The organism is Streptomyces chartreusis NRRL 3882 (genome assembly GCF_900236475.1).
Lineage (GTDB): Bacteria > Actinomycetota > Actinomycetes > Streptomycetales > Streptomycetaceae > Streptomyces > Streptomyces chartreusis_D.
This window is the reverse complement of record NZ_LT963352.1, coordinates 880477-902209: the sequence shown is the minus strand read 5'-3', so window position 1 is coordinate 902209 and position 21733 is coordinate 880477. Positions and strand designations below refer to the sequence as shown.

Here is a 21733-nt window from a genome sequence, read left to right as displayed (position 1 = left end):
ACCTCGTCCTCACGGAGCGATGTTGTGGTTGAGGCGGAACAGGTTGCCCGGGTCGTGACGCCGCTTCAGCTCCGTCAGTCGGGCGTGGTTCCCGCGGTAGTTGACGGGCACCCGGTGCTCGTCGTCGCTGTCCTGGAAGTTGACGTAAGCGCCCTCCAGGGAGTGCGGTTCGAGCGCCCCGTGGAAGGCGCGCACCCAGCCCTTCTGCGCCTCGCAGTCCTCACGCGTCGTCAGGGTCGCGCTGAGCGCGATCGAGAAGTCGGCGTCCCGATAGGAGAAGGCGGTGTCCTGTGGCCCGACCCGGTGGCAGGCGCCGTCGAGGGGGAAGCCGATCGTCACGCTCTGCAGGGAGGGTGTCGTGGCGCCGTGCTCGACGAACGCGTCGACGGCGCCGTCCGGCAGGCCCTTGAGGAAGGCGCCCTTCCAGTAGTGGAAGAGTCCCGGGGGCACCAGGGCGTCGAACAGGGTGTTGATCAGCGGGTAGGGCATGCGCGCCACGTGCCGGCCCAGTACCGGCCCCAGCCCGGCGACACGGGCGCGGACCTCGTCGTCCTGGGCCTCCGGCCCGGTCCAGCAGGTGATCACGCCGCAGAGGGGCCGACCGTGCCAGTGTTCGGGCAGGAACGGCACCGGCGGTCCGAGCCCGACGACGAGCACCGCGCCGAGCCGCTCGTCGCCCTCGGCGACGAGCTCGCGGTACCGGCGGATCACCTCGCCGTCGAGCGGGTAGAACGTCGGCCCGCCGAGGACGTCCGCCACCGGGTGCAGACGGTAGGCGAACGAGGTGACGACGCCGAAGTTCCCGCCGCCTCCGCGCACCGCCCACAGCAGGTCGGCGTCGTGCTCCTCGGTGCAGGTCAGGAAGGACCCGTCGGCCGTCACCAGGTCCACCGCGACCAGGTTGTCGCAGGCCAGACCGCAGCGCCGGGCCAGGTAGCCCATCCCGCCGCCCGTCGTCAGGCCGCCCACTCCCGTCGTGGAGACCATCCCGCCGGTGGTGGCCAGGCCGAAGGCATGCGTGGCGTGGTCGACGTCCGCCCAGGTGGCGCCGCCCCCGACCCAGGCCGTGCGCCCCCCGGGGTCGACGCGGACGCCGCGCATCCGCCCCAGGTCGAGGACGACACCGTCGTCGCAGGTGCCGTAGCCGGGGACGCTGTGACTGCCGCCGCGCACCGCGAGCGGCAGCCCCTGGTCGCGGGCGAAGTCCACCGTGGCGATGACGTCACCGGCGTCGACGGCCCTGACGACGATCGCCGGGTGCTTGTCGTGCAGGGCGTTGTAGACCCTGCGGGCCTCGTCGTAGTCCGGTTCGCCGGGCCGGACGATGTCACCGCGCAGGGCGCCGCGCAGCCGCTCCAGCAGCCGCTCGTCCAGGGCTGGTGTGGAGGTGGTCATGACCGCCACCCGCCTTCCGTTCGCCGCTTCGGGTACAGCACCTGTCTACGCCTGCGGCCGGGGCGGTTCATCGCCGGAACGGCCCATCTCCGGGGACTCGGCATGGGCCGAACAGCCCATCAGGCGGCCAGCCCGTGCCGGTACGCGTACGCCGTCGCCGCGGCCCGCGAGGACACGCCGAGCTTCGCGAAGATGTTGTTGAGGTGCCGGGCGACGGTGTGCTCGCTGATCACCAGTTCGGCGGCGACGGCCCGGTTCGTCCGCCCCGCCGCGACCAGCCGCAGCACCTCGATCTCACGCTCGGTGAGCCCGCCCGCATCCCGTCGGCGCGCGCTGGCCAGCAGGGCCGCGGCCCGGCGGGCGTCCGGTACGGCACCCAGCCGCTGGAAGGTCTGCCGCGCGGCCCGCAACTCCATCCGGGCCCCTTCCTCGTCCCCGCATGCGCCGTCCACGGCGGCCAGGGTCATCCGCACCTGGGCCGCCTCGTAAGGGACGTCGAGCCCGAGCCAGAGCGCAAGGGCGCGGCGCAGCAGGGGCAGCGCGCGGTCCGGGTCACGCTCCGCGAGCGCCACCGCGCCGTCCGCCGCGGCGGCGCTGGCGTGCAGCGGCGTCGTCGCCGAACCGCACCGCCGCTGCCACTCCCGGGCAAGCGCACCGAGGTCCCCGGCCGCCGTACGGGCCTCCTCCAGCCGGCCGAGCGCGAGGGCGATCTCCACCTGGGCCGCGAGCAGCCTGCACCGTCCGAGGCTGCCGGCCCAAGGGGCCCCCTCGTGACCGGCGAGGGCCGGACGCAGCATCGACGCCGCGGCCCGCGCCCTGCCCTGGACCAGCCGCAGCAGGGCGAGGCCGGGCTGCGGATCGCGGCCGAGTTCGTGCGCCCGCGCGTACGCTTCCTCGGCAGCCGCGAGCTCACCGCGGTGCCGCTGGATCTCCCCGGTCACGTAGAAGGCCTCCGCGGCGATCCGCCGCTCGTACGGCAGCAGCTCCTCGCAGGTCCGTACGGCCTCGGCCACCGCCTCCGGCCAGTTGCCGCGCAGCTCCAGTACCTCCACGCGGTGCACCCGGCACAGCCCGCGGTAGTTGTTCTCCGCCGGCATGGACGCGCACCACCGCATGGCCGCGTCGGTCCACTCGGCGGCGCGTTCGAGGTCGGCACAGGCCATGCACTGCTGGAGCCCCAGGCAGTAGACCCACCCGGTGAAGAAGCTGCTGAGTTCGCCCGCCGTGGCCGAGCACATCGCCTCGTCGAGGAGGTCGAGCCCCTCGGCGACCCGGCCCTCGGCCACCAGGACCCCGGCCTGCGCCTGCACTCCCATGGCGGTCAGGTCCGGGCTGCCGCAGCGCCGGGCGAGGTGCGTCATCCGGCGGGCGGCGGTCATCGCCTCGCCGAACGCGCCGCGCTGCCGCGCCTCCTCCGCGTCCATCCAGGCGAGGTAGCACTGCTCGGCGCACTCCGGCTCGCCGCCGAGGTGCCGGCGGGCCCGGCGCAGCCAGCCGGCGGCCACGGCCGTGTGCCCGGCCAGCTGGTGCTCGTAGAAGAGCATCCAGGCGCAGTATCCGGCCCGCCGGGCGTCGCCCCGTGCCGTGTAGCCGGAGTAGGCCCGCATCCGTGCGGTGATCGACTCCTCCACCCGGCTGGTCCACCAGGCGGCATCGGCGAGCGCGGCACAGTCGTCCGGGGCGAGACGGCCGGCGTCCAGGCCGCGCAGGAGGCGGTACGCCTCGGCCCACGCCTCCCGGGCCACGGCGTCTCGTGCCTGCCGCAGCGCGGTCTCCGTCACGTGCGGCTCCCTTCGCGCTCTTGCCGAGCGTGACCGCCTCTCACCAGCATAGGCAGGCCGGGGGCGCCGCGGCCCGGGGTCAGTGGAGGGAGGCCGGGAGCTGTGCGGCGTGCTCGTGTTCGCAGGTGTCCGTGAAGCCGTCCGTGTCCCAGGCGGGGAACGGGTCGGCCGCCGGGACGCTCTCGCCGGGCCGCATCAGGCAGCCGGTCAGCGCGGTGTGCAGGGCGTCATGCTCGACCTGCGTCCCGATGAACACCAGCTCCTGTGCGTGGGGCGCCTCGTGGTCACGCGCGGCGGACGGCTCGAACCGGGCGACGGACCCGGCCTGCGACCACAGCCCGGTGACGTGCGGGCGGCTCGCCAGGGTGAAGAACCCCTTCGACCGCAGGATCCGCCCGTACGTCCCCGCGTCGAGTCCCTCCGTCACGAGGGTCCACAACCGGCCCGGGTGGAAGGGGAGTTCGGAGCGGAAGACGGTGGAGGAGATGCCGTACTCCTCGGTCTCGGGGACGTGGTCGCCGTTGAGTTCCCGTACCCATCCCGGTGCCTGCTGGGCGCGTTCCAGGTCGAACAGGCGGGTGCCGAGCACCTGGCGGAGGTCCACCCGGCCGTGCGTCGCCGGGACCAGCCGGGCGACCGGGTTCAGCCGGGTCAGGGCCGCCCGCAGCCGGGCCGCCGCCTCCTCGTCGACCAGGTCGAGCTTGTTGAGGACCAGGACGTCGGCGAACTCGACCTGGTCGACGAGCAGGTCGCTGACCGTGCGCTCGTCGTCCTCGTACGGGGCGAGACCGCGCTCGGCGAGGTCGTCGCCGCTGTCCAGCTCGGCTAGGAAGTTGGCCGCGTCGACGACCGTGACCATGGTGTCCAGCAGGGCCACGTCGTCGAGGGTGGCGCCGTCGTCGCGGGCGAAGGCGAAGGTGGCCGCGACGGGCATGGGTTCGGAGATCCCGGACGATTCGATGAGGAGATGGTCGAACCGGCCTTCGCGGGCCAGCCGGTCCACCTCGTCCAGCAGGTCGTCGCGGAGCGTGCAGCAGATGCAGCCGTTGGTCATCTCGACCAGGCGTTCCTCGGTCCGCGACAGGGCGGCCTCGCCGCCGCGCACCAGGGCCGCGTCGATGTTGACCTCGCTCATGTCGTTGACGATGACGGCGACGCGCAGGCCCTCGCGGTTGGCCAGGACGTGGTTGAGCAGGGTGGTCTTGCCCGCCCCGAGGAATCCGGAGAGCACCGTGACGGGCAGTCGTTCGTACGGCACGGGGTCAGCCCTCGGGGCGCAGCAGCCCGCGCTCGTAGGCCTTGACCAGGTTCTGCGGTACGAGGTGACGGACGCCGTCGACGGTGACCGGGACCAGTGTCGGCGTGGCGGCCTTCCACTGGGCGCGGCGGTGACGGGTGTTGCTGCGGGACATCTTCCGCTTCGGGACAGCCATGGGACTCCTCCTCGGTGGGCAGGCACCGAGGACGCTACATGAAAATGGATCCCATTAACAATTCGCGTCCCCGGTGCGCGGCCGTGGCCGGTGCCCGGAGGCCGGTGCCCCGGTCCGAAGCGTCAGTCGTCGGCGCCCACGAGCATCCGCACCTCGAACTCCTCGTGCGCGGTGCTCTCCTCGGCCGGGCCCTTGTCCAGCACCGTGCCGAGCCAGCCCAGCAGGAAGCCCAACGGGATGGAGACGATGCCGGGGTTCTGGAGCGGGAACCAGGCGAAGTCGACCTCGGGGTAGAACGAGGCCGGGGCGGAGGAGACGACGGGGGAGAAGACGGCGAGCAGGACGGAGCTGAGCAGACCGCCGTAGAGGCTGAGCAGCGCTCCCTTCGCCGTGAAGCGCCGCCAGAAGAGGGTGTAGACGATCGTCGGCAGGATCGCGGACGCCGCGATGGCGAAGGCGAGGAACGCGAGCGTCGCGGTGTTCGCCCCCCAGGCGACGAGGGCGAGCAGGATGCCGAGGGTGCCGATGACCGCCCCGGACAGCCGGGCGACGGTCAGCTCCTCCGTCTGGCTCGCCCGGCCCTTGCGGATCACCTCGCTGTACAGGTCGTGCGCGAGGGACGAGGCCGCGGCCAGGGTGAGGCCCACCGCCACGGCGAGCAGGGTCAGATACGCCAGGCAGGTCAGCAGCGCGGTCAGGACACTGCCGCCCAGCTCGTGCGCGAGCAGCAGGACGGAGGCGTTGCCGGTGCGGTCCGTGCTCTCGATGGCGTCCCGGCCGAGGAGCGCGGTGGCGCCGAGGCCGAGGATGCCGGCCCCGAAGCAGACCGCGCCGACCAGGCCGATGGCCCACAGGACGGAGGAGCGCAGGACACCGCTGCTGCGCGGGGCGAGCAGCCGCATCAGCACGTGCGGAAGGGCGGCGAGACCGAGGACGATGGCCAGTTCGAGGCTGAGGAAGTCCAGCTTGTTGCTGACCGTGCCACCGTAACGCAGCCCGGGTTCGAGGAAGGCCAGGCCCGTACCGCTGCGGTCGGCCGCCCTTTCGAGCAGGGCGTTCGGGTTCCAGTCGAAGCGGTAGAGCACCCAGCCCGCGGTGAACAGCACGCCCGCGATCAGCATCACGGCCTTGATGATCTGGATGACCGTCGCCCCGGGCATGCCGCCGAGGGAGGCGTAGAGGATCACGAAGGCACCGATCACGACCACGCACAGGGTGCGGGTGGTGCCGCTCGGCACGCCGGTGAACTGGGTCAGCAGAGCCACGCTGCCGACGAGTTGGGCCACCAGGTAGAGGGTGGCGATGGCCAGGATGCAGACGGCCAGCGCGACCCGCACCGGCCGTTGCTGCCGGGGCAGGCGCAGCGCCACCGTGTCGCCCAGGGTGAACTTGCCCGTGCGGTGCAGGGGTTCGGCGATGAGCAGCAGCACCATCATCCAGGCGACGGTGGTGCCGCCGAGGTACATCAGTCCGTCGTACCCGGTCAGGGCGACCAGGCCGGTGCTGCCCAGCAGGGTGGCGGCGGACAGGTAGTCGCCGCACATGGCGAGGCCGTTGCGCAACGGCGACATGGCGCGGTTGCCGAGGTAGAACTCGCTGATCTCGTCCCGCTGGGGCGCCGTCAGCAGTGCCGTGAACAGGGTGATCACGACCACGGTCAGGAACAGTACGAACGTGAGCTGGAGGCTGCTGTCGTCGATGGCGGCGAGCGTCACCACGTGCGGAACCCCCTCGTGCCGTGCTGGAGGGGCTGCCCGGCCCCTTGGGGCGGCGCCGCCGAGCGGGTGCGGCGGTTCTCGTTCTCGTACTGCCGGGACCTCAGGCCGCGGGCGAGCGGATCGACCCGGGTGCGCATGTGCCGGACGTAGCACCACGCGGTCACGCCCATGATGACGAACTGGCCGAGGCCGAGGGTGAGTCCGATCGTGAGGTGGCCGAACAGCGGCTGGTTCATCACCGCGGGCACAAAACTCGACAACAGCACATACAGCAGGAATCCGCCGACGGACAAGATCGTCGCCCGGATGCCGAACCGGCGCTGCGCGCGACGCAGAGAGTGGAATTCGGGATGATCGGATATGCGAGACGGCGGAGTGTGTTCGATGTGCGGAAGCGGGAATGTGGGAGTGTCGTCCCGTCGCGGTGGAAATTCGGGCACAGGCGCACCTTCTTCGCTGCTACGTGCCCCGCACTCGACCCCTTCGAGTCAGTGTTCTCGTCCGGCTTTCGAGCAGGGTGGAGGGATGCCGGACGCACTGTGGGGGTGCGGGCTCTGTGGGGGTCTCGTGAAACCGAAAAACTCGCTGTTCGGATTCACGCGGACGGCCTCGGGGTTCTGTGTGGGGATCCCCGACCAGCCCCGGCCACGGGTGGTGGCGAGGCTGAATGCGGAGTATGTCAGTGCGACGCTTGAGCCATCAACTGTGAGGACCAATTGACGGCTGTGCATGGCTCGTTCACGCCACAGTTGAAGGTTGGCGATAGTGCGACGGCCTGCCGGAAAAGGTCGGCCCGGTGAATAGTACGGACCTTTTCTCCGGCCGACCTGTTCAGAAACGGGCGCCGACGGCGGTGCCGGACCGGGGTACGAGGAACGCCGGAGCCTTCGGCAGCGAGCCGTCCGCCGATCGGGGGCCGGTGAGCGGGGCCGGGTCGGTGCTCAGGACCGAGGCGGCGTTCCACGTTCCGCCGAGGTTCCAGGAGTTGCCGTCGGCGACCGTCCCGGACCCGACGGCCGCCGGGCGCTGGTCCGCGATCGCGAGGTTGCCGGTGAGCCTGGCGGTCCCGGCCGAGACGTCGGCGTCGAAGCCCGTACCGGCGTTGGCGTACGTGGAGTTGCGGCTCAGGGCGAGGGAGCCCGGGTTGCCGTTGTCGGTGAAGCCGTGCTTGGCGTTCTTGAACGAGACGCTGCCCCGGACCGTGTGGGACACCGCCGGGGCCGGGCTGCCACCGCCGAGTTTGAAGCCGTTCCCGTCGCCCGCGAAGTCGGGGAAGTTCCAGCGGTTGAAGCCGTTGCCGTACGCCACCGTGTTCTCGATCGTGATCGGGGAGGCGAACTTCCAGGCGTCGAAGCCGTCGTCGACGTTGTTCCACAGCCGGGCGCCGCGCACCAGGTTGCCCGAACCGCTGCCTTCCTTGACGGCCAGGCCGTCGGCGCTCTCGCCGTTCTTGCGGGGGTCGCGGTTGCCGTAGCTGTCCAGGTTCAGGATCTGGTTGTTGCTCGATGCGCCCTGGAGCTGGAAGCCGGACTCGTAGTTGTCGTGCGTGCTCAGGCGCGCGAAGACGTTGCTGTTGCAGCCGTCGCAGTACACGCCGTACGGGCCGTTGACGATCTCCAGACCCGAGATCCGCCAGTGCGACGCCTCCATGTGGACCGCCCCGCGCTCGGCACGCGGGATGCTGCCGCCGACCGGGGTGTGGCCGGCGGGCAGCTTCTCCCCGTCGACGACCACGCGCTCGCCCTGGTACGGCGAGAGGGTGATGGGCTGGGACGCGGTACCCGAGGTGGCGATGGTGATGTTGTCGGTGAGGGCGTACGTCCCGCCGCGCACGCTGATGGTGTCACCGGGCCTCGCCAGGTCCACCGCCCGCTGAATGGTCCTCAGCGGCCGGTCGAGCGTGCCGGGGCCGGAGTCGTCCCCGGTGGGCGCCACGACCAGGGTCGCGCCCGCCGCAACCGCCGGCTCCACGGGCCCGCCCAGCGCCATGGCCACCGCGGCCCCCGCCATCGCCATCGACCAGATCGCTGCGTTACGCATACGGCCTCCTGCCTGTACCTACGTGGGTGTCGCAGAGCAGTGGCCGCCAGAGGGGTGAAGGTTGCCGGGGTCGGGAGGCGCGGGCGGAGGAGGTGCTCGTTTCACGGGGGCGGGCTCCATGCAGGGCCTCGGGTTCCCGTGGACCGGGAGGCGGGTAGTCGGCCAGCCGCCCGGGTGTTCGGGTCGGCCATGGGCAGGGCCCCGTTACTGCGGGCTGCGGGGCTGCGGGGTACGGACTGGAGGCTGGGCGCGGGACGGGGCGACGGACGGGCTCCGGGCGCGGCCCCGTGTCCTCGCGGACGGGGAGCCGGGCAGCGGGCTCGCCGCCCGGTGGCGAGCCGGCCTGGGGCACGGGCCCGTTCTCTGGGGCCGGGGGCCGGGGACTGGGCGCGGGGTGGGGCGAGAGACGGGCTCCGGGTGGGGCCCCGTTCTCGTGTCCCGGGGCTGGGCGTGGGTGAGCACTGCAGCTACCGCCGGCCCGGGGCGGCACGGGGCGGGCGACGCGCCGGCTTCGGGCGCCGGGCCGGCGTTCCGCCTCTCGCGCCCCAGGCGGTGGCTCCCGGACCGGGGACTGGGCGCGGGGTGGGGCGCGAGGGGGGGCTCCGGGTGGGGCCCCGTTCCCGTGTCCCCGGGCCGGGCGTGGGTGAGCACTGCAGCTACCGCCGGCCCGGGGCGGCACGGGGCGGGCGACGCGCCGGCTTCGGGCGCGGCCCGGGCGTCCCGCCTCCCGCGACCCGGGCGGTGGCCCCGTCGCCGCGCACCACACGCGGTCGGCCCGCCCCCGGGCGGGCGACCGGGGCCGCCGGACGGCCTAGGGTGGGCGGCGTGAGTGACGATCGCCGTGAGGCTCCGCTGGCCGTGTTCGACCTGGACAACACCCTCGCCGACACCGCGCACCGGCAGCGGTTCCTGGAGCGCAGGCCGCGGGACTGGGACGGCTTCTTCGCGGCGGCGCCCGAGGACCCGCCGCTCCCGGAGGGCATCGCCCTGGTCGAGGAGAGCGCGCGGGAGTGCGAGATCGTCTACCTCACCGGGCGGCCCGAGCGCTGCCGGCGCGACACGCTCGACTGGCTCGCCGCGCAGGAACTGCCCGAGGGGCGGGTGTACATGCGGCGCGACGCCGACCGCAGGCCCGCCCGGTTCACCAAGCTGGAGATCCTGCGGCGGCTCGCCCGCACCCGCGAGGTCCGTGTCCTCGTGGACGACGACGAACTGGTCTGCGAGGACGCCCGGCGCGCGGGCTTCACCGTCGTACGGGCCGACTGGGCTGCCCGGTCCGCCGAGCTGAAGGCGGCGCAGGAGCGGGAAGGACGCACCTGAGAGCACGCGTTGGCGGAGTGTTCACCTCCGCCGGGTATGCCCGTGCCGGACAGCGCACTCGGACATACGGGGGATGCCATGAAGGGAAGTCGTGGGGGCGCGCTCGCGGCAGCGGCGCTCGTCGGCGCCGTGCTGCTCACCGGCTGCGCGAAGCCCGACCGGAGCGAGATCGTCACGTGGACCGACGAACACGGCCGGGCCTGCACGGGCGTGGCGATCGTCGACTCGGAGGACGGCGACCGGGAGGTGAGCAGCATCGACTGCGACTACCCGCCGGAGGGCAAGCAGCCGGGCCGTTCCACCTCGGCACCGCTGCCGGACTGAGTAGGCCGTTCGGAGGACGGCGGACTACTCGGCGTCCTCCAGCCGGAAGCCGACCTTCAGCTCCACCTGCCAGTGCGCGATCTGCCCGTCCTCGAGCCGTCCGCGCACCTCCGTCACCTCGAACCAGTCCAGGTTGCGCAGGGTCGCTGAGGCCCGGCCGATGCCGTTGCGGATGGCCTGGTCGACGCCGTCGGGGGAGGTGCCGACGATCTCCGTGACCCGGTAGGTGTGGTTCGACATGCCGCTGCTCCTCTTCAGTGACGGGTGTCACACGTCACTCCACCGTGCCCCAAGCGGCGACGAAGCGCGAGACGTCGTCTCCCGCCCCGCCGCCGTCCAGGGGCACGGGGACGTCAGCGCACCACGCTCAGCGACAGCGCGAACCGGCCCGCGCCGTCCGTCCACCAGTGGGCCAGATCCAGCCCCGCGGCGAACAGTTCGCTCCGCAGACCCTCCTGCCGGAACTTCGCCGACACCTCGGTGCGCAACTCCTCGCCCGCCGCGAAGTCGACGGCGAGGTCGAGCGCCGGCACCTTCACGGTCTGCGCCGTAGCGGAGCGCAGCCGCATCTCGATCCACTCGTGCTCGGCGTCCCACAGCGCCACGTGGTCGAACGCGGCGGGCTCGAAGTCGGCGCCGAGCTCGCGGTTGATCACGGTGAGCACGTTCTTGTTGAACGCGGCCGTCACCCCGGCCGCGTCGTCGTACGCCCGGACCAGCACCTCCTCGTCCTTGACCAGGTCCGTGCCCAGCAGCAGGGCGTCGCCCGGTGCGAGCAGGGCCCGCACGTTCGCCAGGAACGCGGCGCGCTCGGCGGGCAGCAGGTTGCCGACCGTGCCGCCGAGGAACGCCACCAGCCGCGGCCCCGGCGTGTCGGGCAGCGTCAGCTCCGCGGTGAAGTCGGCGATCAGCGCGTGCACGTCGAGACCCGGCCGCTCGGCGGCGAGCGCCTGCCCGGCCTGGGTGAGCGCGCTCCCGCTGACGTCGACGGGGACGTACGTGTGCAGGTCCGTCAGGGCGTCGAGCAGATGCCGCGTCTTCTCCGACGAGCCGGAGCCCAGCTCGACCAGCGTGCGGGCATGGGTCGCCGCGGCGATGTCGCCGGAGCGCGCCACGAGGATTTCCCGTTCGGCGCGCGTCGGGTAGTACTCGGGCAGTTCGGTGATCTTCTCGAACAGGTCGCTGCCGTGGGCGTCGTAGAACCACTTCGGCGGCAGCGTCTTGGGACGGTCGGTCAGACCCCGGTGGACGTCGGCGCGCAGCGCGGCGTCCGTGGCGTCCTCGGGCAGGGTGCGGGTGAGGTGGAACGGGCTCACGTACGGGGCTCCTCGGGAGATGCGGGCACGAAGGCGTCGGCCGGCTCCTTCAGCGGTGTGAGCAGCACGTCCGTGCGGCTCGCCGCGAGCAGGGTGCGGTCGGGAACCTCCTGCCAGTGCGGATCGTCGTCGTAGGGCTCGGAGGCCACGGCGGTGCCGCCGCCGGGCCGGGTGAGATACCAGAGGGTGTCGCCCCAGGCGGTCGCCGTGATGGTGTCGCCGTCGGTGAGCAGGAGGTTGAGCCGGGAACCGGGCGCGGCGGCGGCGACCTCCAGGACCGTGTCGGCCAGCGCCTGGCCCTGCTCGTCGCCGCTCCGCAACCGGGCCAGGACCAGGGCCCACACGAGCGCCGAGTCGTTGCGGGCCTCCAGCGACAGGAGGTCCTCCGGGGGCAGGGTGCGGGACACCGGCGCGAGCGAGCCGGGCCAGCCCTTGACCGCCCCGTTGTGGCTGAACAGCCAGGTCCCCGCGGCGAACGGCGCCGCCGCGGCCTCCGCGTCCGCGCCCGACAGCGTCGCGTCCCGCACCGCGGCGAGCAGTGCGGTGGACCGTACGACTCGGGCGAGATCGGCGAACGACAGGTCCGCCCAGATCGGCCCCGCTCGGCGGTAGCGGGCCGGCACCGGGTCGCCCTCGGCGTACCAGCCCACGCCGAAACCGTCGGCGTTGACCGTGCCGTACCGCTGTCGCCGGGGCGCCCAAGACTGCCGGTACAGTCCGTGCGGGGGTTCCACGAGGAACCGGCCGAGCGGCTCCGCCGGTCCCACGTACGCCACATGACGGCACATCAGACATCCTCCGAGCGGGCCGTGCGGAACCCGGAGAAGATCTGCCGCCGGATCGGGTAGTCCCAGTTGCGGAACGTGCCCCGGCAGGCCACCGCGTCCACGGCGAACGAACCGCCGCGCAGCACCTTGTGGTCGGACCCGAAGAAGACCTCCGAGTACTCCTTGTACGGGAACGCCCTGAACCCCGGGTACGGCAGGAAGTCGCTCGCCGTCCACTCCCACACGTCGCCGATCAACTGCCGTACCCCGAGCGATGACTCGCCGGCCGGGTAGCTCCCGGCGGGCGCCGGACGCAGGTGCCGCTGGCCGAGGTTGGCGTGCTCGGGGCCCGGGTCGGCGTCGCCCCACGGGTAGCGCATGGAGCGGTCGCCGGCCGGGTCGTACCGGGCCGCCTTCTCCCACTCGGCCTCCGTGGGCAGCCGGCGTCCCGCCCAGCGGGCGTAGGCGTCGGCCTCGTACCAGCACACGTGCAGCACCGGCTCGTCCGGCGGGACGACCTCGGTGACGCCGAAGCGCCGCCGCAGCCACTGCCTGCCGTCCCGTCGCCAGAACAGCGGGGCCGAGATGGAGTTCCGGCGGATGTGGGCCCAGCCGTCCGCGGTCCACCAGCGCGGGTCGTCGTAGCCGCCGTCCTCGATGAACGCCTGGTACGCGCCGTTCGTCACCGGCGTGGTGTCGATCCGGAAGGGCGCCACCTCGCGCCGGTGCGCGGGCCGTTCGTTGTCCAGGGCCCACGGCTCGTCGGAGGTGCCCATGGTGAACGGGCCGCCGGGGACGAGGACTTCGGACGGACCGGTGAACAGCGGTACCGGATCGGGGTCGGGCGCCGTCAGGGCCTGCGGTCCCCTGCGTAGCTGATGGGTGATCAGCATGGTCTCGTCGTGCTGCTGTTCGTGCTGTGCGATCATCCCGAAGGCGAACCCGGCCTCCGTCAGCCGCGTCCCGTGGAACGCGGCCTTCTCCAGCACGTCCAGGGCACGGCCGCGCACGTCGGCCGCGTACGTGCGGGCCTCGGCGGGCGACAGCAGGGGCAGCTTCGGCCGCTCGGCCCGCGGATGCTCGAACGCGTCGTAGAGGCCGTCGATCTCGGGCCGTATCGCCTCGTGCCCGGCGACGGCCCGCAGCAGCCACTGCTCCTCCTGGTTGCCGATGTGCGCCAGGTCCCACACGAGCGGCGACATCAGCGGCGAGTGCTGTGCGGTCAGGTCGGGGTCCTCGACGCAGCTCGTCAGCAGGGTGGTGCGGTCGCGGGCGACGACCAGCGAGGCGACCGCGCGCTCGCGCAGGATCTCGGGGTCGGTGGTATCGGTGTCGACAGCGGGGCTGGTGTCGGTCATGGGCGCAGGTCCTTCCCGTGGGCGCGACCGTCCGTGCCGCGCTGTCGGTCGAGCAGGTCGTCGGCGGGGCAGCGGCCCAGGACGACATGGCGGTCCAGGTAGGCCGTGACGGCCTCGATGACCTCGGGCGCGGCGCCGAGCCGGGGCAGGGCGTCCAGCGCGGCCGTGAAGCACGTGACGGCCACCTCGCGCAGTTCGGCGTCGGCCAGACCGCTGCGGGCCGCGTCGACCCACAGCGGGTTGTGCGGCGCGGGCATCCCGAGTGTGCGCTCGGCCAGCGGCTTCACGGTCCGGTAGGCGGTCTCGGCGGCCTCCGGGTCGTCGAACAGCGCCGCGGTCACGGCCAGCGGCACGATCCAGCCGTCGTCACCGGGCTGCGCGTCGATCATGCGCAGTTCGAGGTGGCCGCGCGGCCTGACCGGCGGGAACAGCGTCGTGACGTGGTAGTCGAGGTCCTCCCGCGTCGGCGGCCGGGGGACGCCGGTGCGGATCCACTCGCGGAAGGTGAGCCCCTCCGGGACGTCCCAGGGCCCGGCGTCGCGCCGTACGCACATCACGGGGGAGTCCAGCACGTGCCGGGCCCAGGCGCCGCGCGGGTCGGCGTCCAGGGGCGGTCCGCCCGCCCGGCCGGCGCCGATCCGGGTCCACATCAGCTGCCGGGTGGACAGCCAGCCGGTCGGGCGGTGACCGGCGAGCGGGGAGTTGGCGAACGCGGCCACCAGGACCGCGCCGAGGTGATGGGCCAGCCACCAGCGTCGCACATGGCCGAGAGGCCCCGGCTCCTCGTGGCCGGCGTCCACGCACACCTGCACGGAGGCCGAGGCACACATCATGGCGCGGCCGGAGGGGCCGGTGCGGTCGAGGCAGGTCTCCATGGCGTCGTAGCGCGGTTCGCGCAGGAACCGGCGGGGCTCGTGCCAGGGGTCGTGGCCGAGGCCGACCAGCGTGAGGCCGTTGTCGCGCAGGACCGCGCGGACGGCGTCGAGGTCGGCGGAGACGGTGGCGATGACTTCCGTCAGCGAGGCGGCGGGGGGCGAGCTCAGCTCCAGCTGGCCGCCGGGCTCCACGGTGAGCGCCGACCTCAGGGACAGGGGCCGCAGTGCGGCGTAGGCCGCGTCGAGTCGTTCGGGTGTGACGGGGAGCTGCGGTGCGCGCAGCTCGTGGACGAGCCATTCCACCTCGACGCCGAGGCGGCGCGGCGGGCCGGTCTTGAAACAGATGCCGCGGACGAGCGCCTCGACCTCGGCTTCGGACAGTGAGGTGCGTGGCCGGGTACAGCCACCTACCGATTCGGACATGTAGGGATCCTCCTGAGATTCCACCATGCCACCGGTCCGGGCTCTTCGGCGGCCCGGGCCGGGATCACTCGTCCCACCCAAGTCCCTCGTGTCGCTCGGCACAAGGGGGCGTACCGGGGCGTTCCGGGGCGGTCATCGGGACCGGACGGGCGTTTCCCGGCGCTTTCCCCGGTGTTCTCCGGTGGCGAAAACTCCGTTGCACCGCACGGTCGGCATCACCGACCATGCCTGCGTGAGCACGACAAGACGGACCGCGCGGCACGCGGTCACGGCGCACACGGGGGTGGCGCCGTGAGCGCGCGCCTGCGCGGTGTCGCCCAGCAGACCGAGCAGATCGTGGCGGCCGGCGCCTACCGGGCGCCGGACGGGCGCGAGGTGTCCATCGCGGCCGAGCTCCGGGCCGCCCGCGAGGGCACGCGCATGTACGGCCCGGAACCGGTGCCGGTGCCCTCCACTCGGGTGACCGGGACACGGGTCGAGGTCACGGGCGAGAGCAGCCTGGAGGCGGCCCGCCGGCTCGGCGGGAACGTGGCCGTACTGAACTTCGCCTCGGCCCGCAACCCAGGCGGCGGCTACCTGAACGGCGCCCAGGCCCAGGAAGAGGCCCTGTGCCGGGCCTCGGCGCTGTACACCTGTCTGCTCCGGGCCCGCCCGTTCTACGACCACCACCGGGCCCACCGCGACCCGTTCTACACGGACCGTGTCATCCACTCACCCGCCGTGCCCGTCTTCCGGGACGACCGGGGCCGCCTGCTGGACGAGCCGTACACCGCGGGCTTCCTGACCTCGGCGGCGCCCAACGCGGGCGTGGTGCTCCGCACGGCACCCGAACGAGCCCCGGAACTGCCGCGGGCCCTCGCCGTCCGCGCCGAACGGGTCCTGGAGACGGCCGCCGCCCACGGCTACCGGCACCTGGTGCTGGGCGCCTGGGGATGCGGCGTCTTCCGCAACGACCCGGCGCAGGTCGCCGGGGCGTTCCGGGCGTTGCTGGCACCCGGCGGGCGCTTCACGGGGGCCTTCGAGCACGTGGTGTTCGGGGTGCTGGACCGGACGCCGGACGGAGCGGTGCGGGGCGCCTTCGAGAAGGCCTTCAGCTCCAGCCGTAGCGCTCCCGCAGCCGGTGCCGGACGAGGTTGAACCGCATACGGTCCAGGGCGCAGGCCTCCCGGCGCATGCCGTCCTCGTGCAGCCGCAGGACCCGGTCCACGTCCACCCACGACTCGCGGCCCGACCGGTCCCAGGGTCCGCTGCCGATCGGCACCCACTCCCGATCGCCGTCATGCCGCTTGCTGGACAACTGCACGGCGAGGAACGTCCCCGACGGCTCGCGGGCGACCACGAGCACCGGGCGGTCCTTGCCGCGCCCGTCGTTCTCCTCGAAGGGAACCCACGTCCAGACGATCTCGCCGGGGTCGGGGTCGCCGTCGTGCGCGGGCGAGTACTCGGTGCGCACCCGGCCCACCTCGCGCGGATCGGCCTGGGTGGTGGCGGAGGGGCCGGAGCGGCCCGGGACGTCCTCATCGGTAAACGCGGTCACGGGGGCACCCTAGGGGGTGTTGCCATGAGCCCGGCCACCGACCGGTCCGCCGTGCGGAGCCGCGTACGGTCGCTCAGGCGGCAGCGGAACGTTCCGTGACCGGCGGCGCCGGCCACTTCTCGTGCCAGCGCAGCTCCGCCTCCAACTGCGCGGCCACCTGCACCAGGAGCGGTTCGCTGTTCGCCGGGCCGAGCAACTGGGCCCCGACGGGCAGACCGTCCGCCGTGAAACCGGCGGGCACGTTGACGCCGGGCCAGCCCAGCACGTTCCACGGCCAGGCGTACGGGCAGGCGGCGATCATCGCCCGGTCGGTGGCGAAACCGCTGAGTTCCAGCAGGGCGCCGATCCGGGGCGGGGGAGCGGCGGTGGTGGGCGCGAGGACGACGTCGTACGAGGTGAAGAATCCGCCGATACGACGGTGCAGGGCGGTCTCCGCCCGCCGGGCGGCCCGCAGCGGCGCCCCGCCGAGCAGCCGCCCGAGCCGGGCCGCTCCCAGGGTGCGCCGGTCCAGCAGTGCCGGGAAGGGCGCCTCGGCCACCCGCTCGGCGATCCCGGCCGTCGCGCGCGGCACGAAGGTCAGCCCGATCTGCCCGTACGGCGGGTCCGCCTCCTCGACCGTGTGCCCCGACGCCGCCAGTCGCTCGGCGAGTTCGACGACCCGGGTCCGCACCTGAGGCAGGAGCCGGGCGGGCACGGCCGTGAACGGCGGCTTGAGGGCGAGCGCGATGCGCAGCCGCCCGGGGTCGCGGCCGACGGCCGCCGACGCGTCCACGGCCGGGGGCCGGTGCGGGTCCTGCGCGTGGTTGCCGCTCGCCGCGTCCAGCAGCAGGGCCGCGTCGGCGACCGTGCGGGCGAGGGTGCCGTTGACGGTGATGCCCTGGAAGGACTCGCCGCGCGGCCAGGTGGAGACTCGGCCGCGCTGCGGCTTGATGCCGACCAGATGGGTCCACGCGGCCGGGATCCGCACCGAACCGGCGCCGTCCGAGCCGAGCGCGGCGGGCACCAGACCGGCCGCGACCGCGGCGGCCGAGCCGCCCGAGGAACCACCCGGTGTGTGGGCCGTGCTCCACGGATTGCGGGTCGCGCCGAAGGCCGGCCCCTCGGTGAAGGGCCACTGCCCGAACTCACAGGTGTTGGTCTTGCCGACGATCACGGCCCCGGCCGCGCGCAGCCGCCGTACCGCCTCGCCGTCCTCGGCGACCGGCGGGAACTCCCCGCAGCAGCCGAAGGCGGTCGGCTCGCCGGCCACGTCCATGTCGTCCTTCACCGCCACGGGCACCCCGAGCAGCGGCTTGCGCACGCCCGCGGCGAGCTCCCGGTCGGCGGCCTCGGCCTCGGCGAGCGCGGCCTCGGCCCGGACGATCCGGAAGGCGTTGATGCTGCCCTGCGTCGCCTCGATCCGCGCCAGCGTCCGCTCGACAAGCGCCCGGGACGTCACGTCCCCGGCGGCCAGCGCACGGGCGGTCTCCACCAGGCCTGCGGCACGGTCGAGCGTCATACGGACACCTCCGGAAGCAACCTCTCTACCGAACGGTAACGTCCGATGGCCGGTGGTGGAACGTCGACGGCAGTTGTGGAAATTCACCCATCGGCCACATCTTCCTCACTGGGCTCATTCGCTCATGTTCAAACCATTGACGCCTCTCGGCCTCGCCCTTACTTTCTGAGCCCCCACTTCTGATCGAATTTCCGAACCTTGTTCGGTATATCGATCCCTGTGTCTCAGGGAGAGCCGCCCGTGACCTCACGCCCCGTCGCCCCGTCCCGCCGTACGCTGCTGCGCGCCCTGGCCGCCCTGCCCGCCTCAGCGGTGCTGCTGGGCGAGGCGCCCGGACTGCTCGGCAGCGCCCTGGCCGCCGCACCGCCGAACGGTTCCGCCACCCGGTACACGATCGTGCCGTTCCTCAACAGCAACGACGGCACGGTCAACGTCTACCAGTCGGACGACGCCACCGACTTCCGGCTGCTGCGCTCCTCCGCGTACACGCCGCCGGCGGGCCGGATCCGCGACGCGAGCGTCATCAGACACACCGACGGCTACTACTACGTCACCTACACCACGCGCACCTGGCAGGACACCAGCAGGACCATCGGCTTCGCCCGCAGCTCCGACCGCGTCAACTGGACGTTCCTGTACGACTACACCGTGCCCGTCACCAACCTCTCCCGCGCCTGGGCGCCCGAGTGGTTCGTCGACAGCGACGGCAGCGTCAGCATCATCGTCTCGTGCTCCACCACGAACGACGAGTGGATCTTCACGCCGTATCTGCTACGGGCCACCAACTCCGCCCTGACCGCGTGGAGTCCACCCGTGGCGCTCGCGGGCATCGGCGCCAACCACATCGACACGTTCATCGTGAAGATCGGCTCGACGTACCACGCCTTCCCGAAGAACGAGACGACGAAGTACATCGAGTACGCCACCGCCTCGAACCTCACCGGCCCTTACACGATCCGCAGGACGGGCGACTGGGCGGGCTGGGGCAGCTACCGCGAGGGCCCGGCGCTGGTGCGGCTCGACAACGGCGGCTGGCGCATCTTCTTCGACGGCTACGGCGACGGCACGTACTACTACAGCGACAGCTACGACACGTTCGCCACCTGGTCCGCACCGGCCGCGCTCCCCGGGATCTCCGGCACGGCACGGCACTTCACGGTCGTCAAGGAGACGGTCGCCGGCGGCCCGAGCCTCGCCCGGAACACCACCCGCTCCTTCCGGTCGGCCAACTACTCGACCCGCTACTGGCAGCAGCAGTCCTCGCTCCTCAACCTGCCCGTGGTCAGCGCCTCCAGCACCACCGCCGAGAAGCAGGCCGCCACCTTCACGGTCGTCGCCGGGCTGGCCGACGCGAGCGGCTACTCCTTCCGCGACACGGCCGGCAACTACCTGCGCCACTGGGACTTCCGCGCCCGCTTCGACCCGAACGACGGCACCAGCACGTTCGCCAAGGACGCCACGTTCATCCTCCGGACCGGCACGGCATCCGGCTCCGTCCGCTTCGAGTCGTACAACTACCCCGGGTACTACCTGCGCCACTACGCTTACCAGCTCCGCGTGGAACGCCCGGACGGCACGGACCTGTTCCGCCAGGACAGTTCGTTCGTGCCGGTGACGGCTTGGGCATGATCGGCACTGCTGCTGACCTGGGCAATTGGGCCGGGGTTGCGGAATGCGCACCAGGTCCACAACCCGGAGCCGGCGGTATGGCGTAAAGACGCCGCAGGTTTGGTTCGGGCGCGGTGGGCCGGCGAGCGCTGGGGCCTCGGCGTATGGACGGCGGATCGGAAAGGGACCCGAGCCGGGATCCAGCGGAACCGCGAAGGCGTCCTGTTCTCCAACGGCTTGATGGAGGGCACATGCAGGATGATCCAGGCCGGCGCACGCGCGTCCGACCGGCGCGGCGACGCTCCACGCCGATCCAGACGCCGGCTCGGCCGCAGAGGGACCCCGGATGGTGGCGCCGCATCCCCTGGGTGCACATCGGCGCCGTTCTGGGCGCGCTGGCTGCTGTGGGCGGTCTCGTCCTGACCGGCATCGCCACCTACTGGGGCACGGCGACAGCCCGTGACCAGCTTGACCAGTCACGCAAGGAAGCCCTGGACGAGAGTCGTAAGCAGGCAGAACGCATCTGGTCATGGGGACAGTGGCATGGGAGTTTCTGCGTGCCATCGGACGAGGAGGACTCCCCGGCCGACAAGCCGAGCGCCACCCCGTGCGATGACCGCCGGATCGAAGTGGCCAATCGCTCAGCGGATCCGGTGTACGGCGTGTGGGTGCGGTTCTGGGTGGACCAAGACCGACCCGATGATGACGTGTACTTGAAGACCGGTGACATGGGTCCCTGTACCGAGGTGGCGTATCGACCCGGCGACCTGTATCGAGACGCGCCACACCGCACAGGGCCGCACGAGCGGTGGCGGCGGCAACGTGACCATCACGGCACACCGCCGGAAGGTCGCGGTGCTCCCGGGCGTTGCCTCCAAGTATGAAGATCGGTGAAGCTTCCAGAGTCAGCGGCGTGAGTGCGCGGTCGTTGCGGCACTACGAGGATGAGGGCCTGATCGTCCCTGGCCGATCTAGCAATGGGTTCCGCGACTACTGCCAGTCCACGATCGACCGGGTGCTCGTCATCCGCTCGCTGCTGGAATCCGGACTGCCCGTGCGGTTGATCAGGGAAGTTCTGCCCCGCCTCACGGATGAACCCGACGTCGGTACGGATGTGGTGTGCGCGGAGTTCTTACACGAGGTGCAGGGCTATCGCGATCGACTCGCGGCACGCATCGCCGTTCTCAGCGATCAGCAGGCGGCCCTCGACGCATACCTTCAGGAGGCCCGCCGCGCTGATCCGTGAGCGCCGCTTGACCTTGACGCAAGTGTGAGGTTCCTAGGTTCGGTGCATGGAGATCGACGAGCAGCGGCACACCGCCGAGCAGACGGTACGAGCACTGGTCCAGCAGTCGCACCTGGGACCGAAGGATCTGACCCTCACGACCGGACATCGCCGCCCCGTCCCGAGGTCCGGCGAGTACCTGATCCGCGTCGGCGCCGCCGGGGTCAACTTCGCCGACGTCATGCAGACCCATGGAACTTACGGAGGAGGCCCGCAGGCGCCCTACGTGGCAGGTTTCGAAGCCGCCGGCGAGATCGTGGGTGTCGGCCCGGACGTCGAGAGTCCGCTTCAGCTCGGCACCCACGTCGTCGGAGCCGGGCCCGGCGCCTTCGCGCAGTACATGACGATGCCCGCCGCGGGTGTACTTCCCGTGCCTTCCGGCTGGAGCGACGCCGAAGCGCTCGGCCTGGTACTGAACTGGGCGACCGCTTTGGCGGCACTGAAGCCGTTGGGCGAGATCAAGACGGGTGAGGTGGTGCTCATTCACGCTGCGGCCGGGGGCGTGGGGCAGGCCGCTGTCCGTCTCGCCCGCCACTACGGTGCACGCGTGATCGCCACGGCGTCACCGGCCAAGCACGACACGGTCAAAGCGCTCGGCGCCGACGAGGTCCTGGACAGCCGGCACCCCGATCTGGCGGCGGAGATCACCCGCCTGACCGGCGGGGTCGACCTGGTCCTGGAATCGGTGGGACAGGCCACGTTCGAGGCCAGCCTGTCGGTCACCAAACCCTTCACCGGACGTGTCGTCGTGTTCGGCGCCGCCTCCGGAGACGCCACTCTGACCACGCACGACCTGATCTTCACCCATCAGGTCCAGGTCAAGGGTCTGCACATCGGTGCGCTGGCGGACGCGGCCCCGTCCCTCTACCGGTCGCTGCTCGTCGAGATCGAGGCACTCATCGCCCACGGCGTGTACCCGCCCGGCGTCCCGCACGTGCGTCCCCTGGCCGAAGGGCCGGCAGTGCTCCAGCAACTCGAAGCGGGCCAGACCCATGGCAAGCTCGCCCTCGATCCCTGGCGATAGGAACACCCCTGGTTCACCGCAACGCTGCGGA

The 21733-nt window shown here is 72.3% G+C and carries 21 protein-coding genes; 7 read left to right on the top strand and 14 right to left on the bottom strand.

All coding sequences use genetic code 11. The features are described 5' to 3' along the window. Nucleotides 1–9: 9 nt before the first annotated feature. The 7 genes from SCNRRL3882_RS04120 to SCNRRL3882_RS04090 form a co-directional block, all read right to left on the bottom strand. Complete coding sequence (locus tag SCNRRL3882_RS04120; protein WP_010043578.1) at nucleotides 10–1395, bottom strand: FAD-binding oxidoreductase; 1386 nt, start codon at nucleotides 1393–1395, stop codon at nucleotides 10–12. Nucleotides 1396–1514: 119 nt separating this feature from the next. Then, a complete protein-coding gene (locus tag SCNRRL3882_RS04115; protein ID WP_010043579.1) occupies nucleotides 1515–3176 on the bottom strand; it encodes a helix-turn-helix domain-containing protein in 1662 nt (553 codons plus the stop codon). Between the two features lie 79 nt (nucleotides 3177–3255). Next, nucleotides 3256–4434, bottom strand: coding sequence for a GTP-binding protein (locus SCNRRL3882_RS04110; protein ID WP_010043580.1), 1179 nt, complete (start codon nucleotides 4432–4434; stop codon nucleotides 3256–3258). A gap of 4 nt (nucleotides 4435–4438) precedes the next feature. Then, nucleotides 4439–4609, bottom strand: coding sequence for a 50S ribosomal protein L32 (gene rpmF, locus SCNRRL3882_RS04105; RefSeq protein WP_010043581.1), 171 nt, complete (start codon nucleotides 4607–4609; stop codon nucleotides 4439–4441). A 122-nt stretch (nucleotides 4610–4731) separates the two neighbouring features. After that, entirely contained in the window at nucleotides 4732–6327 is a 1596-nt protein-coding gene (locus SCNRRL3882_RS04100; protein ID WP_010043582.1) for a cation acetate symporter, read from the bottom strand. After that, a complete protein-coding gene (locus SCNRRL3882_RS04095) occupies nucleotides 6321–6689 on the bottom strand; it encodes a DUF485 domain-containing protein (RefSeq protein ID WP_420031201.1) in 369 nt (122 codons plus the stop codon). The genes SCNRRL3882_RS04100 and SCNRRL3882_RS04095 overlap by 7 nt, the downstream gene beginning before the upstream one ends. 469 nt (nucleotides 6690–7158) lie before the next feature. Then, a complete protein-coding gene (locus SCNRRL3882_RS04090) occupies nucleotides 7159–8367 on the bottom strand; it encodes a right-handed parallel beta-helix repeat-containing protein (RefSeq protein ID WP_010043584.1) in 1209 nt (402 codons plus the stop codon). Between the two features lie 825 nt (nucleotides 8368–9192). Here SCNRRL3882_RS04090 and SCNRRL3882_RS04085 point away from each other — a divergent pair. Both SCNRRL3882_RS04085 and SCNRRL3882_RS04080 read left to right on the top strand, forming a co-directional pair. Continuing rightward, a complete protein-coding gene (locus SCNRRL3882_RS04085; protein WP_029181429.1) occupies nucleotides 9193–9687 on the top strand; it encodes a nucleotidase in 495 nt (164 codons plus the stop codon). Between the two features lie 78 nt (nucleotides 9688–9765). Continuing rightward, entirely contained in the window at nucleotides 9766–10011 is a 246-nt protein-coding gene (locus SCNRRL3882_RS04080) for a hypothetical protein (protein WP_010043586.1), read from the top strand. Between the two features lie 24 nt (nucleotides 10012–10035). Here the strand turns inward: SCNRRL3882_RS04080 and SCNRRL3882_RS04075 are convergent, their stop codons facing one another. The 5 genes from SCNRRL3882_RS04075 to egtA all read right to left on the bottom strand — a co-directional run bounded on the left by SCNRRL3882_RS04075 (nucleotide 10036) and on the right by egtA (nucleotide 14750). Further along, a complete protein-coding gene (locus SCNRRL3882_RS04075) occupies nucleotides 10036–10251 on the bottom strand; it encodes a dodecin (RefSeq protein ID WP_010043589.1) in 216 nt (71 codons plus the stop codon). Nucleotides 10252–10364: 113 nt separating this feature from the next. Continuing rightward, the gene (egtD, locus tag SCNRRL3882_RS04070; RefSeq protein ID WP_010043592.1) at nucleotides 10365–11327 is read right to left on the bottom strand and encodes an L-histidine N(alpha)-methyltransferase; all 963 of its coding nucleotides are present in this window, start codon (nucleotides 11325–11327) and stop codon (nucleotides 10365–10367) included. Continuing rightward, nucleotides 11324–12115, bottom strand: coding sequence for an ergothioneine biosynthesis protein EgtC (egtC, locus tag SCNRRL3882_RS04065; RefSeq protein WP_010043595.1), 792 nt, complete (start codon nucleotides 12113–12115; stop codon nucleotides 11324–11326). The genes egtD and egtC overlap by 4 nt, the downstream gene beginning before the upstream one ends. Further along, the gene (gene egtB, locus SCNRRL3882_RS04060; protein ID WP_010043597.1) at nucleotides 12115–13452 is read right to left on the bottom strand and encodes an ergothioneine biosynthesis protein EgtB; all 1338 of its coding nucleotides are present in this window, start codon (nucleotides 13450–13452) and stop codon (nucleotides 12115–12117) included. Before egtB ends, egtC begins: the two co-directional genes overlap by 1 nt. After that, a complete protein-coding gene (gene egtA / locus SCNRRL3882_RS04055) occupies nucleotides 13449–14750 on the bottom strand; it encodes an ergothioneine biosynthesis glutamate--cysteine ligase EgtA (protein ID WP_010043599.1) in 1302 nt (433 codons plus the stop codon). The genes egtB and egtA overlap by 4 nt, the downstream gene beginning before the upstream one ends. A 291-nt stretch (nucleotides 14751–15041) precedes the next feature. Between egtA and SCNRRL3882_RS04050 the strand changes: the two genes are divergently transcribed. Beyond that, on the top strand, nucleotides 15042–15887 hold the full coding sequence (locus SCNRRL3882_RS04050; protein ID WP_010043606.1) for a TIGR02452 family protein: 846 nt from the start codon (nucleotides 15042–15044) through the stop codon (nucleotides 15885–15887). Here the strand turns inward: SCNRRL3882_RS04050 and SCNRRL3882_RS04045 are convergent. Both SCNRRL3882_RS04045 and SCNRRL3882_RS04040 read right to left on the bottom strand, forming a co-directional pair. Beyond that, nucleotides 15841–16287: a type II toxin-antitoxin system PemK/MazF family toxin gene (locus tag SCNRRL3882_RS04045; RefSeq protein ID WP_010043609.1), complete on the bottom strand. Its 447-nt coding sequence runs from the start codon at nucleotides 16285–16287 to the stop codon at nucleotides 15841–15843. The two genes, SCNRRL3882_RS04050 and SCNRRL3882_RS04045, sit on opposite strands and share 47 nt — an antisense overlap. Before the next feature lie 73 nt (nucleotides 16288–16360). Then, nucleotides 16361–17785 carry an amidase gene (locus SCNRRL3882_RS04040; RefSeq protein ID WP_010043612.1) on the bottom strand — a complete coding sequence of 475 codons (1425 nt, stop codon included), beginning with the start codon at nucleotides 17783–17785 and terminating at the stop codon, nucleotides 16361–16363. Nucleotides 17786–18025: 240 nt separating this feature from the next. On the opposite strand from SCNRRL3882_RS04040, the gene SCNRRL3882_RS04035 reads away from it, so the two are divergent. From SCNRRL3882_RS04035 to SCNRRL3882_RS04025, 4 genes are all read left to right on the top strand, one after another. After that, complete coding sequence (locus SCNRRL3882_RS04035; RefSeq protein ID WP_010043613.1) at nucleotides 18026–19414, top strand: glycoside hydrolase family 43 protein; 1389 nt, start codon at nucleotides 18026–18028, stop codon at nucleotides 19412–19414. A 347-nt stretch (nucleotides 19415–19761) separates the two neighbouring features. Beyond that, complete coding sequence (locus SCNRRL3882_RS40695) at nucleotides 19762–20277, top strand: hypothetical protein (protein WP_158688439.1); 516 nt, start codon at nucleotides 19762–19764, stop codon at nucleotides 20275–20277. Then, complete coding sequence (locus SCNRRL3882_RS04030; RefSeq protein ID WP_029181430.1) at nucleotides 20274–20639, top strand: MerR family transcriptional regulator; 366 nt, start codon at nucleotides 20274–20276, stop codon at nucleotides 20637–20639. Before SCNRRL3882_RS40695 ends, SCNRRL3882_RS04030 begins: the two co-directional genes overlap by 4 nt. A 46-nt stretch (nucleotides 20640–20685) precedes the next feature. Further along, nucleotides 20686–21702, top strand: coding sequence for an NADPH:quinone oxidoreductase family protein (locus SCNRRL3882_RS04025; protein ID WP_010043619.1), 1017 nt, complete (start codon nucleotides 20686–20688; stop codon nucleotides 21700–21702). Nucleotides 21703–21733 lie beyond the last annotated feature (31 nt).

Coding starts and splice junctions, on each gene's coding strand:
- SCNRRL3882_RS04120 (WP_010043578.1), bottom strand. CDS start 1,395: ATGACCACCTCCACACCAGCCCTGGACGAGCGGCTGCTGGAGCGGCTG.
- rpmF (WP_010043581.1), bottom strand. CDS start 4,609: ATGGCTGTCCCGAAGCGGAAGATGTCCCGCAGCAACACCCGTCACCGC.
- SCNRRL3882_RS04090 (WP_010043584.1), bottom strand. CDS start 8,367: ATGCGTAACGCAGCGATCTGGTCGATGGCGATGGCGGGGGCCGCGGTG.
- SCNRRL3882_RS04080 (WP_010043586.1), top strand. CDS start 9,766: ATGAAGGGAAGTCGTGGGGGCGCGCTCGCGGCAGCGGCGCTCGTCGGC.
- SCNRRL3882_RS04075 (WP_010043589.1), bottom strand. CDS start 10,251: ATGTCGAACCACACCTACCGGGTCACGGAGATCGTCGGCACCTCCCCC.
- egtC (WP_010043595.1), bottom strand. CDS start 12,115: ATGTGCCGTCATGTGGCGTACGTGGGACCGGCGGAGCCGCTCGGCCGG.
- egtB (WP_010043597.1), bottom strand. CDS start 13,452: ATGACCGACACCAGCCCCGCTGTCGACACCGATACCACCGACCCCGAG.
- egtA (WP_010043599.1), bottom strand. CDS start 14,750: ATGTCCGAATCGGTAGGTGGCTGTACCCGGCCACGCACCTCACTGTCC.
- SCNRRL3882_RS04040 (WP_010043612.1), bottom strand. CDS start 17,785: ATGACGCTCGACCGTGCCGCAGGCCTGGTGGAGACCGCCCGTGCGCTG.
- SCNRRL3882_RS04030 (WP_029181430.1), top strand. CDS start 20,274: ATGAAGATCGGTGAAGCTTCCAGAGTCAGCGGCGTGAGTGCGCGGTCG.
- SCNRRL3882_RS04025 (WP_010043619.1), top strand. CDS start 20,686: ATGGAGATCGACGAGCAGCGGCACACCGCCGAGCAGACGGTACGAGCA.